The 13,665-nt window shown below is 44.0% G+C and carries 8 protein-coding genes, 3 tRNA genes and 1 pseudogene; 9 read left to right on the forward strand and 3 right to left on the reverse strand.

The genetic code is table 11. The annotated features are described in order from the left end of the window. Nucleotides 1-64: 64 nt before the first annotated feature. The 3 genes and pseudogenes from K2P83_RS13295 to pnp form a co-directional block, all read left to right on the forward strand. Nucleotides 65-990: pseudogene (locus K2P83_RS13295) on the forward strand (PstS family phosphate ABC transporter substrate-binding protein); the annotation flags it as partial. A gap of 432 nt (nucleotides 991-1,422) precedes the next feature. Beyond that, the gene (gene rpsO, locus K2P83_RS13300) at nucleotides 1,423-1,692 is read left to right on the forward strand and encodes a 30S ribosomal protein S15 (protein ID WP_292929968.1); all 270 of its coding nucleotides are present in this window, start codon (nucleotides 1,423-1,425) and stop codon (nucleotides 1,690-1,692) included. 135 nt (nucleotides 1,693-1,827) lie between these two features. Next, on the forward strand, nucleotides 1,828-3,954 hold the full coding sequence (gene pnp, locus K2P83_RS13305) for a polyribonucleotide nucleotidyltransferase (protein ID WP_292929970.1): 2,127 nt from the start codon (nucleotides 1,828-1,830) through the stop codon (nucleotides 3,952-3,954). 58 nt (nucleotides 3,955-4,012) lie between these two features. Here the strand turns inward: pnp and dksA are convergent, their stop codons facing one another. Next, nucleotides 4,013-4,438: an RNA polymerase-binding protein DksA gene (gene dksA / locus K2P83_RS13310; protein ID WP_292929972.1), complete on the reverse strand. Its 426-nt coding sequence runs from the start codon at nucleotides 4,436-4,438 to the stop codon at nucleotides 4,013-4,015. 268 nt (nucleotides 4,439-4,706) lie between these two features. On the opposite strand from dksA, the gene K2P83_RS13315 reads away from it, so the two are divergent. From K2P83_RS13315 to K2P83_RS13330, 4 genes are all read left to right on the forward strand, one after another. Then, nucleotides 4,707-4,783: transfer RNA gene (locus K2P83_RS13315), tRNA-Pro, on the forward strand. Nucleotides 4,784-4,818: 35 nt separating this feature from the next. Continuing rightward, nucleotides 4,819-4,895, forward strand: a tRNA-Arg gene (locus tag K2P83_RS13320). A gap of 78 nt (nucleotides 4,896-4,973) precedes the next feature. Next, a tRNA-His gene (locus K2P83_RS13325) sits at nucleotides 4,974-5,049 on the forward strand. A gap of 173 nt (nucleotides 5,050-5,222) precedes the next feature. Then, nucleotides 5,223-8,153 carry an aconitate hydratase gene (locus K2P83_RS13330; RefSeq protein ID WP_292929974.1) on the forward strand — a complete coding sequence of 977 codons (2,931 nt, stop codon included), beginning with the start codon at nucleotides 5,223-5,225 and terminating at the stop codon, nucleotides 8,151-8,153. 154 nt (nucleotides 8,154-8,307) lie between these two features. Here the strand turns inward: K2P83_RS13330 and guaA are convergent, their stop codons facing one another. Together guaA and guaB are read right to left on the reverse strand one after the other, a co-directional pair. Next, nucleotides 8,308-9,870, reverse strand: a complete 1,563-nt coding sequence (guaA, locus tag K2P83_RS13335) for a glutamine-hydrolyzing GMP synthase (protein WP_292929976.1) — start codon at nucleotides 9,868-9,870, stop codon at nucleotides 8,308-8,310. 12 nt (nucleotides 9,871-9,882) lie between these two features. Then, nucleotides 9,883-11,346 carry an IMP dehydrogenase gene (gene guaB / locus K2P83_RS13340; protein ID WP_292929978.1) on the reverse strand — a complete coding sequence of 488 codons (1,464 nt, stop codon included), beginning with the start codon at nucleotides 11,344-11,346 and terminating at the stop codon, nucleotides 9,883-9,885. Nucleotides 11,347-11,517: 171 nt separating this feature from the next. Between guaB and K2P83_RS13345 the strand changes: the two genes are divergently transcribed. Then, the gene (locus tag K2P83_RS13345) at nucleotides 11,518-11,967 is read left to right on the forward strand and encodes a DUF4124 domain-containing protein (RefSeq protein ID WP_292929980.1); all 450 of its coding nucleotides are present in this window, start codon (nucleotides 11,518-11,520) and stop codon (nucleotides 11,965-11,967) included. 19 nt (nucleotides 11,968-11,986) lie between these two features. Next, complete coding sequence (locus tag K2P83_RS13350; protein WP_292929982.1) at nucleotides 11,987-13,327, forward strand: hypothetical protein; 1,341 nt, start codon at nucleotides 11,987-11,989, stop codon at nucleotides 13,325-13,327. The last annotated feature ends 338 nt before the right edge of the window (nucleotides 13,328-13,665 follow it).

Below are 13,665 nucleotides of genomic sequence, written 5' to 3' on the forward strand. Positions count from 1 at the left end.
CAAAGTCCTATCTCATTGATTCATATGAAAACAGTATAGACCACTATTTAACGGTGACATAGCCATTAAGATTGATGGCTCCAGCACTGTTTACCCCATCACCAAAGCAGTCGCCGACAAGTTTCAGATCGCAAAAAAAATACCATCAAGGTAACTGTTAATATCTCAGGTAGCGGTGGTGGCTTCAAGAAATTCTGCCGCGGTGAAATTGATATCGTAAACGCCTCCCGCCCGATTCTTAAAAATGAAATAAAAGACTGCAAAAATTCCCGTGTGCACTTTGTTGAAATTCCCGTAGCATTTGATGCATTAACCGTGGCGGTGCACCCAGAGAACACTTGGAGTACAACCATGACTGTCGCAGAATTGAAGAAAATGTGGGAGCCCGCTGCGCAAGGCAAAATTTCCAAATGGAATCAGATAAATCCGGCATGGCCCGATGAATCCTTCAAGCTCTACGGTGCAGACACTGATTCCGGCACCTTCGATTACTTTACCGAAGCCATTGTTGGCAAGATTAAGTTAAGCCGAAATGATTTCACTGAATCTGAGAATGACAATGTTTTAGTAGAAGGCGTAGCGAGTAACAAAAATGGGGTGGGGTTTTTTGGCTTTGCCTATTACATCGAGGATCAAACCAAAGTAACAGCAGTTGCAATAAACAATGGAAAAGGTAGCGTTCTTCCGTCTGTCGAAACCGTAGAGAATGGAAATTATCAGCCACTGTCCCGCCCTATCTTTATCTATGTCAATGCTAAAGCAACAGAGAAACCTGAAATCAAAGAGCTTGTTGAATTTTATATGAAGAACGCTATTCTCCTAGTAAAAGAAGCCGGATTCTTCCCATTACCGCCCAGAGCCTATACCACTATGATGGAGCACTTTAACAAGAAAAGAGTGGGCACAGTATTCAATGGTGTATCGGCGGTAGGACTCACTATCGACGAACTAGTCCGACGGGAAGGTCGCTTAGAATACGATAATTATTAGCAGGCCTTTGAGAAAACATATTCGAGGCAGTCGATACGAGACAGAAACAATCGAAATAACACAGCTTATGCCTAAAAAACGAACATTTCGAGCCTGTTTTTAACACCCAAAGAGAGGGTGCAAGAGGAATTATAGAAACTTCAGCAAAGCGCGGGTATACCATAAAAATATCACAAATCTGGCAATAACTATTAACAGAGCACCATTGTAATACTCCACTCCTCCCGTAGTTTCTTAAACAAAATTGATTAAAAATACAGTATCTTCAATTACAAAATTTTACAAAACCCGCTATCTATTCGATTGCCATTTTCTATCGCGCATTGCACATTAGCATTCAATACCCATACACCTTTATCTGGTTTGGACAAGAGTAATATTAAAGAGTAAAATTCCGGCTCTTTACACTGGGTATTTTAATCGGAGAAATTTATGACAGTCACAATCGACCAAAAAGCACAGGTAGTGCGCGATTATCAAAGAGCCGACGGAGATACTGGCTCTCCAGAAGTTCAGGTTGCACTCTTGACGACAAGGATCAATGACTTAATTGGACACTTCAAAACACACGTCAAGGATCATCATTCCCGACGTGGTTTGTTACGCATGGTAAGCCGTCGTCGCAAGTTGCTTGATTATTTAAAAGATCGTAATAATGCAGCTTATCAGACTCTGATCGAACGCCTTGGTTTACGCAAATAAACACACCGCGAAAATTTTTGCTGGCAGTAAATCAAGAAGATTATTTTCCATTCAAATTGTTACACAACCGACACTGTGGTTTGATGGCAATTCATAATTCGGAAAAATTCATCAAAAAGGAAAAAGGATTGTTAATTGAAACCTATTAAGAAGAGTATTACCTACGGGCGCCATCAACTTACATTGGAAACAGGTGAGATAGCACGGCAAGCACATGGCGCTGTAATGGTTACAATGGACGATACAGTAGTACTTGTTACCGTGGTTGGTGCAAAAAACATAAAACCTGGACAGGATTTCTTTCCACTCACTGTGGACTATCAAGAAAAATTTTATGCTGCAGGTAGGATACCGGGGAGTTTCTTTAAACGGGAGGGTCGTCCATCAGAAAAAGAGACACTTACCTCTCGACTAATTGATCGCCCGATTCGTCCGCTCTTTCCCGAAGGTTTCTATAACGAAGTACAAATAGTGGCAACTGTGATGTCGGCTGATAATGAAGTGGATGCAGATATTCCTTCCATTATTGGCACTTCCGCTGCATTAATTCTTTCCGGAATACCGTTTGATGGCCCTCTTGGCGCCGCTCGTGTTGGTTATATCAATAACGAGTATGTACTCAATCCAACGACTTCAGAGCTTAAAGACACCCAATTGAACTTGGTTGTTGCCGGCACGCAACAAGCAGTTTTGATGGTAGAGTCAGAAGCAATGGAATTATCGGAAGAAGTTATGTTGGGCGCAGTGATATTTGGCCATGAGCAAATGCAAGCAGTTATCAATGCAATTAATGAATTTGCTGATGAGGCGGGTATAACTGCATGGGATTGGACTCCTCCCGTAAAAGATACTTCATTTGAAGAAAAAATTGCCGGCCTGGCAGAAACCGATTTACGGATGGCTTATAAGATTAAACAGAAACAAGCGCGCTCTGAAGCGATTGAAGCAATCAGTCAACGCATATCCGCAGAAATCGGTGTTGATTCGGAAGGTGGGCCTGATCTGCAATTATTTAAGGAAACATTTTTTGGATTGGAAGCAAAAATTGTACGCAACCAAATCCTGGATGGAGAGCCTCGAATTGATGGCCGTGGCACACGCACTGTTAGAGCCATATCGATTCGAAATGGTGTGCTACCTCGTACACATGGCTCAGCACTATTTACTCGCGGTGAAACACAAGCATTAGCGGTTGCTACTCTGGGCACAGCACGTGACGAGCAAAAAATTGATTCACTGCAAGGTGATTATAATGATCGGTTTATGCTACATTACAACATGCCCCCCTATGCAACGGGGGAAATTGGTCGTGTTGGCACTCCCAAGCGCCGTGAAATTGGGCATGGACGTCTTGCAAAGCGTGCTATTGCCGCAGTTCTGCCTTCCCCTGAAGAATTTGGTTATTCCTTGCGCGTAGTATCTGAAATTACCGAATCAAACGGCTCCAGCTCAATGGCATCGGTTTGTGGCGGTTGTCTCGCCCTTATGGATGCGGGCGTTCCACTCAAGGCACATGTAGCCGGCATTGCAATGGGTCTAATTAAAGATGGAAATCGTTTTGCTGTATTAACTGATATTCTCGGTGATGAAGATCATCTGGGTGATATGGATTTTAAAGTAGCCGGTACGGAAAAAGGCATTACTGCATTACAGATGGACATCAAAATTCAAGGTATCACCAAAGATATCATGCATGCCGCACTGATACAGGCTCACGAAGGACGGATGCACATCCTGCAAATTATGAAGCAAGCCCTGCCCTCAACCCGTGAAGATATCTCAGTTCATGCTCCCCGTATTATCAAAATCAAAATCAATCCCGAAAAGATTCGCGATGTTATCGGCAAGGGTGGTGCTGTCATTCGTGCGCTCACGGAAGAAACCGGTACGACGATTGATATCACTGATGATGGGCAAGTAACGATAGCTTGTGTCAGTGCTGAAGGTGGTGAGCTAGCCAAGAAACGAATTGAAGATATTACTGCGGAAGTTGAAGTTGGTAAAATTTATGACGGTATAGTGTTAAAGTTACTTGATTTCGGGGCTATTGTTAGTGTTCTTCCTGGAAAAGACGGTCTGTTACATATATCACAAATCGCCAATGAACGCGTCAATAACGTTTCTGATCACCTCAATGAGGGCCAGCAAGTACGAGTCAAAGTACTTGAAGCAGATGACAAAGGAAGACTGCGTCTGAGTATGAAAGCAGTATCCGCCGATGGAGATAACACTGCTTCTGGAACAGAAGAATCAGAATCATGAGGTGATTATAAATAACCCCCCTGTCCTAACGACAGGGGGGTTATTTCCAGCAATAAACCTACTTAGCTATTTGCTTTTCACGCATTTCATCCAATGTTTTACAATCAATACATAGTGTCGCGGTGGGCCGCGCTTCAAGCCGCTTTAATCCAATCTCAATTCCGCAACTTTCACAATAACCATAATCACCCGAATCAATTTTACCTATTATCTCATCAATCTTTCTGATGAGCTTGCGCTCACGATCACGATTTCGTAACTCAAGTGTCATATCAGATTCCTGGCTGGCACGGTCATTGGGATCGGCAAAAACCGTGGCTTCATCCTGCATGGTATGTACCGCACGGTCAATATCTTGACCCAATTCAATTTTCATACCTTCCAGTAGCTTACGAAAATGCATAAGCTGATCAGGATTCATATAATCCTCACCTGCTTTTGACTCATAGGGAGGCACTTGTTTACTTTGCAGCTCTTTTGGCATCTTTAAGGCTCCTCTTTAATTCCGGATTCCGGTAGCGTAAAAAAATCGTACACTAGTACCAGAAAAAACAATATATAACAAGTTATTTATCTAGCTCATTACATGTCTCGCTCTAGAATAGCATAAAACTTAAATTTGAGACGTCACCCATGTATATAATTTAAGCAATCTTTGACTCGCTATTCTGCAAAGTAGATTGCAAACCACCCATATTAAGTCACGAAGAAATTGACGTTTCAAACCTAAGAAGGTATAGTGACGCCTTTTCCGGGGTGTAGCGTAGCCTGGTAGCGCGCCTGGTTTGGGACCAGGATGTCGGGAGTTCAAATCTCTCCACCCCGACCAATTTAAGCTCTAAAATTTAGGGCAAGCTCGACTTGGTGCCCGTAGCTCAATTGGATAGAGCACCAGCCTTCTAAGCTGGGGGTTACAGGTTCGATCCCTGTCGGGCATGCCATAAATATTTCTATATCGTGTGGATAGCATTACTCAACTCAGTTTGTGTAAATTAAACCACTACACTTTTCTTCTTATGGTGGCTGTAGCTCAGCTGGTAGAGTCCCGGATTGTGATTCCGGTTGTCGTGGGTTCGAGTCCCATCAGCCACCCCATCAGATTATCTTCACAGCAGTGTGGATCAATATTTTTCGCTTAATTTACACACAGCAAATTCACGGTAGTAAATCAAAAAGCTTAAGCGTGACATTGTTTGCCCAAAAATATATATTATCGGCTGAATAGTTTATTAACCTGTTAATCCATATTATTCCTCAGGAACACTACCATGAATCACAATCTATTCAATAGCCTGCGTGAATTATCCATTGCACAAGGCAGCGGCGCCAAATACTATTCACTTCCGTCTCTAGAGAATAGTGGGATTGGAAAAATTTCCCGCTTACCGATATCGATCCGCATCATACTAGAATCTGTATTGCGCAATTATGACAATAAAAAGATAAATGAAACGCATATTCGGCAATTGGCGAACTGGAAACCGAATGCTATTAGAGTAGACGAAATCCCTTTTGTCGTTTCTCGCATTGTTTTGCAAGATTTCACCGGCGTGCCACTTTTAGTGGATTTAGCTGCAATGCGTAGCGCAGCAGTAAAATTGGGAAAAAACCCAAAACTGATAGAACCATTAGTACCCGTTGATCTGGTAGTTGATCATTCTATACAGGTTGATCACTATGGAACCAAAGACGCGCTCACTCAAAACATGAAAATTGAATTTTCTCGTAATAATGAACGCTATCAATTTATCAAATGGGGAATGCAGGCTTTTGACACCTTTAAGGTGATACCACCTGGAATTGGTATAGTGCATCAGGTCAATCTTGAATATTTGGCCCGGGGTGTACACCAAAAGGACGGATTAATCTTTCCAGATACTCTGGTAGGCACCGACTCACATACCACGATGATTAACGGAATCGGTGTCGTCGGCTGGGGAGTTGGCGGTATTGAGGCAGAAGCAGGTATGCTGGGACAACCAGTTTATTTTCTTACGCCCGATGTAGTTGGCGTAAATTTGATCGGTCAGTTACGTGAAGGCGTCACCGCAACAGACTTAGTTCTAACGATCACTGAAATGTTACGTTCCGCCAATGTGGTCGGTAAATTTATTGAGTTCTTTGGTGAAGGAACTGCTTCATTGACATTACCTGATCGTGCTACGATCGCCAATATGGCGCCTGAATATGGTGCGACGATGGGTTTCTTTCCCGTTGACGACATCACCATAGAATATTTCAGAAGCACAGGACGTAGTTCCGAAGAGATTGCACTATTCCAGTCCTATTTCCAGATGCAGGAAATGTATGGCATTCCGCGAAAGGGAGACATCGACTATACCCGAGAACTAGTGCTTGATCTAAGTTCAGTTACACCTTCACTCGCTGGGCCAAAACGCCCGCAAGATCGTATTGAACTCACCGCAATCAAATCCAAATTTACCGAACTCTTTAGCAAACCTGTCAAAGAAAGCGGTTACGGAAAGCAAAGTGATGATATCAATCAGCGTTATCCGACACGCAACACTCGTACACAAGACCCCGAAGTCTGCACTCACATTGGCTCTGACAATCTGGATGAGAATCGACTCCCGCCACAGGGTTCGCACAATGCGCTCGAGGTAAATAGTAATCAACCGACACAAAAAACTGTCCCAGCCGAGCGCCGAATGACCTCCCGCAACATCACTGAAATGACCAGCAACCGTCCTACCCCTCATCTTGCCGAAGTATCTGCTACTGAATTGAATAGTTCTTCAGTTAATTTGGGGCATGGTGATGTATTGATTGCTGCCATCACTTCTTGCACAAACACGTCCAACCCAAGTGTTTTAATCGCAGCCGGATTATTGGCAAAAAAAGCAGTTGAAAAAGGTTTATCGGTTAAGCCTCATATCAAAACTTCTCTAGCACCCGGTTCGCGGGTGGTAACCGAATACCTGACAGTCGCTGGACTGCTACCTTATCTTGAACAACTTGGCTTTAATTTGGTTGGTTATGGCTGCACCACGTGTATTGGCAATGCGGGTCCCTTAGCTGATCCGATTGAAGAAGCCATCGTCAAGAATGATTTGGTTTGTGCGGCCGTACTTTCTGGAAATCGCAATTTTGAAGCGCGCATTCATTCAAACATACGCGCTAATTTTTTAGCTTCGCCACCACTGGTCGTAGCGTACGCTATCGCAGGTACTGTTTTGAAAGATCTCACCACTGAGCCTTTAGGTATCGGCAAAAACAATCAACCGGTTTGGCTTAAAGATATTTGGCCCAATAGCGCAGAAATTCATGCGCAGATGAAATTTGCCGCCAACGCAGATACCTTCCGGAAACTCTATAGCAATCTCACCAAAGACCATCCCTTGTGGAATAACGTGACTTCTGTCACCGGTCAAACTTACAATTGGCCGCAATCCACTTATATCGCTGAACCACCTTTTTTCCAAAACTTCTCATGGCGACCGGCAGCCTCCAGCGATGCCACAGGTATTAAAAATGCCTACGCATTAGGCATTTTTGGTGATTCTGTTACAACCGATCATATCAGTCCGGCTGGCTCGATCAGAGACACTTCCCCAGCCGGCCATTATCTATTGAATAACAACGTCGCCAAAGCTGATTTCAATAGTTATGGCGCGCGCCGCGGCAACCATGAAGTGATGATGCGCGGCACGTTTGCCAATGTCCGCATCAAGAACCTGATTATTCCCGGCAGTGAAGGCGGCATCACACTTTACCAAGGCACTGCTGGTACTGTGCCTGAGCAAATGAGCATTTATGATGCCGCGATGAAATATCAATCACAAGGCATCTCCACGTTGGTTTTTGGCGGCAAGGAATACGGCACTGGCTCGAGTCGCGACTGGGCTGCCAAGGGAACCCAATTACTGGGGGTCAAAGCGGTCGTTGCGATCAGCTTTGAACGCATCCATCGTAGCAATCTGATTGGCATGGGTGTTCTCCCATTACAATTTAAGGACAATGACAGTGTTGATTCATTAGGAATCAAAGGCAATGAGCAATTCGACATATTTGGTCTGGACAACATCCAGCCACGAAAAGATGTTACATTGGTTATTCGAAGAAAAGATGGCAGTAACCAATCAGTGCAGTTACTGTGTCGTATCGATACTGCGATAGAAGTCGATTATTACAAGCATGGTGGGATTTTGCCTTATGTACTGAGAGAATTGATGGCTTGAACAGTCATCCCCCTTACCGGTGATTATTCCATATGAAGTTGGCAAGATATTTGGTACAAGGAAGCAAACAACGTACCAGCAATTAGCACACTTTTTGGACATCATGCAGATAATATGTGTGTGCTCGATATCTCGCTGTCGAGATTACCCTATTCTATTCCCACTCAATCGTCGCTGGTGGCTTGCCGGAAATATCGTAGACGACGCGATTGATGCCACGGATTTCGTTGATAATCCGGTTGGAAACCTTGCTTAATAACGAGTAGGGCAATTCCGCCCAATTGGCAGTCATGAAGTCTAGCGTTTGCACGGCTCTGAGAGCGATAACGTATTCATAGGTACGCCCATCCCCCATCACACCCACCGATTTAACCGGCAAAAAGACCGCAAATGCCTGCGATGTTTTTTCGTACCAGCCAGAGCGTTGCAGTTCTTCGATAAAGATTTGATCCGCTTGTCTTAATAACTCGGCATATTCATATTTAACTTCACCCAGAATACGCACCCCCAATCCCGGCCCGGGGAACGGGTGACGGAACACCATTTCGCGTGGCAGGCCGAGTGCCAGTCCCAATTCACGCACTTCGTCCTTAAACAGTTCACGTAATGGCTCGAGTAATTTCAGGTGAAGTGTTTCCGGCAATCCGCCAACATTGTGATGCGATTTGATTGTGTGTGCCTTCTTGGTTTTTCCCCCGGCCGACTCAATCACATCGGGATAAATGGTGCCTTGTGCCAACCATTTGGCATCGCTAATCTTTGCCGATTCGCGCTGAAACACTTCAACAAATTCACGTCCAATAATCTTTCGTTTGGTTTCCGGATCGGTGATGCCTTTAAGGTTCCGGTAAAAATCACGGCTGGCGTCAATATGAATCACTTTTACAGTCAGGTTACTGGCAAAAGTTTCCATCACTTGTTTGGCTTCATTGGCGCGCATCAGACCATTATCAACGAACACGCAAGTAAGTTGATCACCAATGGCACGATGAATTAATGCGGCAGCCACGGATGAATCCACACCGCCGGACAACCCTAGGATTACTTGATCTTTTCCAACGGTTGCACGAATTTTGCCAATCGCTTCATCAACATAATCCGGCATATTCCAATCTCGGTCAATTCCGCAAATACTATGAACAAACCGCTCGATTATCGCTTTACCTTGTAGTGTATGCGTAACTTCCGGGTGAAATTGAATACCATAAAACTGCCGCTTGTCATCCGCCATGGCCACAATCGGCGTTGCTGCGTTAAGGGCCATCACTTGGAATCCGGCAGGCAAAGCAACCACTTTGTCTCCATGACTCATCCAGACATCCAATACATTATTTCCAGCCTTATTCGTGCGATCTTTTATTTCCTGAAATAACGCACCACTTTGCGTAGATTTTATTTCAGCATAGCCAAATTCACGTACAGCAGCATTTTCTACCGTACCGCCCAATTGCGCCGCCATGGTTTGCATGCCATAGCAGATACCCAAAACCGGTACATTTAATTCAAAAACAATTTGCGGTGCGCGCGGCGTCTCGTCTTCAGTCACCGAAGCGGGGCCGCCGGAAAGTATGATTCCTTTGGGCGAGAATTCCTTGATAAATTCCGGACTGACATCATAAGGATGCAATTCGCAATAAATGTTTGTTTCACGAACACGCCGGGCAATAAGCTGTGTGTACTGCGAACCGAAGTCCAGAATGAGGATTTTTTGATGCATTAAGCTAGATTCTTACTTGACATGATAGTTCGGAGCTTCTTTGGTAATCTGCACATCGTGCACATGCGATTCACGAATACCCGCCGAAGTAATCTCGACAAATTCTGCTCTGTCGTGCATTGCAGCGATTGTTTCACATCCCAAGTAACCCATGCTTGACCGCACGCCCCCCATCAATTGATGAATAACTCCGGAAATGCTGCCTTTGAAGGGTACACGGCCTTCCACGCCTTCGGGCACCAATTTGTCATTATTTTTTTGCTCTTTTTCCTGAAAATAGCGGTCACTGGATCCTTGCTGCATGGCGGAAAGTGAACCCATACCACGATAGCTTTTATATGAACGGCCTTGAAATAATTCAATTTCTCCCGGTGCTTCTGCCGTTCCGGCAAACAAACCGCCCAACATAACCAGATCTGCACCCGCTGCCAAAGCTTTGGCGATATCGCCCGAATACCGGATACCGCCATCGGCAATGGTGGGTATGCCACTACCCTTTAATGCTTCGGATACATTATGAATGGCGGTAATCTGCGGAATACCAACGCCCGCCACAATCCGCGTAGTGCAAATGGAACCGGGGCCGATACCAACTTTCACAGCATCCACACCATTATCCACCATCGCTCTAGCCGCAGCCGCCGTTGCAACATTTCCGCCAATCACCTGAACGGACGGCAAGTTCTTTTTTATCCATGCAATGCGATCCAGAACACTCTGCGAATGACCGTGCGCTGTATCGACTACAATTACATCAACACCGGCTTCAACCAGTGCGGTCGCACGTTCTTCACTGCCCTCCCCGACCCCAATCGCAGCACCGACGCGCAGACTTTCTTGTTCATCTTTGCTAGCCAATGGATATTCCGAAGTTTTAATAATATCTTTAACCGTAATGAGGCCACATAATTCAAATTGTTTATTGACTACCAACACACGCTCTAATCGATGTTTATGCAGTAACGCCAGCACTTCCTCGCGGGAAGTATCTTCGTTGACAGTCACTAACCGATTCCTTGGGGTCATGATGTGCTTAATCGCTTGATCAAGATTTGTTTCAAAACGGAGATCCCGATTGGTCACGATACCGACAACTTTCTTGCCATTCACAACAGGTAATCCAGATATTTTATGCCTGCGTATCAGTTCAAGGACCTCATGCACAGTCATGTTCTGGTGAATGGTAATCGGATCTTTTACCACGCCGCTTTCAAAGCGTTTGACTTGTGCCACGTGTGCGGCCTGGGCCTCTATCGACATATTTTTATGAATAATACCGATACCGCCTTCTTGCGCTATTGCAATAGCCAGAGGTGCCTCGGTAACTGTATCCATAGCAGCCGATAGCAAAGGAATATTGAGAGTAATGGTGCGTGTTAATTTTGTCGCCAAACTGACATCACGCGGCAAAACCGTTGAGTGTGCGGGAATTAAGAGAACATCATCAAAGGTGAACGCTTTTTGAATCAATTGCATAATAACAGTCCTTTGCAAAGCGACATTATAGCCAATTTCGCCCACAAATTTCGCCCCAATTCAGCCAAGAATACAGCATATTTCCAATTATTATGATTTAATGCGATAAATCTTCAAGTTGCATAAATACGATACCGATGTATTTCAGATCATTTCATTCTGGAGCACGCAATGAGAATTTTTGTATTTACTGGATTAATAGTTCTATTCAGCATTCCAGTCAACGCCCAAATCTATAAATGGGTCGATGAAAGTGGCAAAACGCAATACACAGATGTTCCGCCTCCGCCTGGGGTTGCCAAGGAAGGACAGAGACTAAATATCAAGTCATCGCCTATATCCGGAAATAATGAATCGAGCAAATCCAGGAACCCGGGTGAAGAGAGACTTGAGTTTGACAAACGTCAGCAACAAAAAAGAGAGGAAGACGCGAAACAACAAGCAAAGGCTGAAGAAAACAAAAAAAAATGTATCGATGCTCAAGGACAGCTTAGACTATATACTGATTCGCCGCGATTAACTGTGCCTGATGGCGTTGGTGGAATAGTTTTTGTCGATGATGATGCGCGGCAGAGAAAAATTTCTGACGCCAACAAAGCGATTGCAACATTCTGTAAATAAACAAACGTTCCAAAATTAGATGGCTGCATTTTCTGGCAAATTAATACTTATTATTCTCATTCTGACAGGTACTTTAGTTAAGGCTGAAGTACCTGTTTCAAATCAAACACAGGATAATCTTCCACGTACTGGGACTGATACCGTCTTCGACTATAATGCGGTGAAATCCGGAATACAATGGCGGATCCTGCCCGGAGAAGATATCAAGCAGATCGCCCGACTGATATTCCCTAAAGACTCCGTTGCGCGCAATAATTTTATTCATGCAATTATTCACACCAATCCCAGACACTTTCCTGATGGCACCTATCAACGATTACCCGCGGGAACCATCATCCACATTCCAGATTTAAGAGCGATCAGCACGTATGCAAAACCGGCAACCAAGACGAAGAAATCAAACACAGCCGCCAATCTCAGCAAGGCTAAATCTTCGGAATCACCTAAGAAAACTGTGGAATCCAGCGTAATCTTAAATAATAATCATCCGGCATTCAAACTTATCGTGCAATTGGAACAAATCGCCGAGAATGAAACCACTGAACTCGGCACATTGTTAGAACGTATGGCATCGCTCGAAAAGCAAATCGCCGCAATACAATCCATGTTGACATTAAAAATAACAGTACCCAATGAGCAACACATCGAAATCATAAGCACTCCACTTGAAGAAGATGTACCTGATCCTCAAAACACAATAGTGCCATCCGCAGATAACGCACAGCCTGTCGCAGAAACATTAACTCCACCGGATACTAACGTACCACAACTTAACCATCCGATAGGATCAGATAAAACCAGCAATAATGCTTCGATTGAATTTATTCTATCCTCAGATAGTGTATTTCTTTTCGGATTACTATTGATGCTACTAAGTACTATCCTGATGTTACGTAATCACCATAAAATCAAAGAGAAATTCACACGATACACAGATGCATCGTTACCCGATGTAACTGAACGTCGCCGGTATGAAGCGCTCTTGTTGCATCGACGTGACAGCAAGCTAGCCGATTTATCGAAGAATGTGCCAGAAGCATCCAGTCAAACGATATCTGCGGCACGTGTGTTAATCGAACAGGATAATTCGGATGCTGCGATTCAATTGTTGCAGAAACAACTCGCAACAAACCAGCGCGACATCCCTGGCTGGCTTCTACTATTCGAGCAACTCTATAAAAATAATAACAAAAGTGATTTCAAAAAGAATGCCCGTCGTTTTAAACGCATGGGGAAATTTTCTGATATCTGGATACAAGTCCAGAAACTAGGAAATCAGCTCGAACCCAATGAACCACTTTATTTTGACGAACTAAAACGGAAGGAAAAGTTTTTTTCTGACGCACCAGGATCGGATTAACTCTTACGCCTTTGTAGTGTCAGACCGAAAACCTACCAGCTTAATATTGAACTCCTATTAATAAACAATAGATCACCCGTTATTATGACGATGAAGATCCCAGAATAATCTGATCAGGCATCCATTAATATGTATTTTTTGTGCATATTTAAGCGGCAGATTAATCTGGCACAGATTCTACATCTCATTTTTAGTGTCACTACAAAAAGAGATCCTCAACTTCCTTCGATGGAAATGGATTATTAGAAATCGCTCCAGATCTTTAGGGAAACACTGATTTATTCGATCACATCGACTTTGGTCAAAAAGGTTTGATAAACTGCATCATACTGATAAAT

Origin of the sequence: Nitrosomonas sp., from assembly GCF_019752415.1 — a bacterium.
GTDB lineage: Bacteria > Pseudomonadota > Gammaproteobacteria > Burkholderiales > Nitrosomonadaceae > Nitrosomonas.

Bases quoted from the DNA above. Each gene is read 5' to 3' on its own strand.
- rpsO (WP_292929968.1), top strand. From the start codon at position 1,423: ATGACAGTCACAATCGACCAAAAAGCACAGGTAGTGCGCGATTATCAA.
- dksA (WP_292929972.1), bottom strand. From the start codon at position 4,438: ATGCCAAAAGAGCTGCAAAGTAAACAAGTGCCTCCCTATGAGTCAAAA.
- K2P83_RS13330 (WP_292929974.1), top strand. From the start codon at position 5,223: ATGAATCACAATCTATTCAATAGCCTGCGTGAATTATCCATTGCACAA.
- guaA (WP_292929976.1), bottom strand. From the start codon at position 9,870: ATGCATCAAAAAATCCTCATTCTGGACTTCGGTTCGCAGTACACACAG.
- guaB (WP_292929978.1), bottom strand. From the start codon at position 11,346: ATGCAATTGATTCAAAAAGCGTTCACCTTTGATGATGTTCTCTTAATT.
- K2P83_RS13345 (WP_292929980.1), top strand. From the start codon at position 11,518: ATGAGAATTTTTGTATTTACTGGATTAATAGTTCTATTCAGCATTCCA.
- K2P83_RS13350 (WP_292929982.1), top strand. From the start codon at position 11,987: ATGGCTGCATTTTCTGGCAAATTAATACTTATTATTCTCATTCTGACA.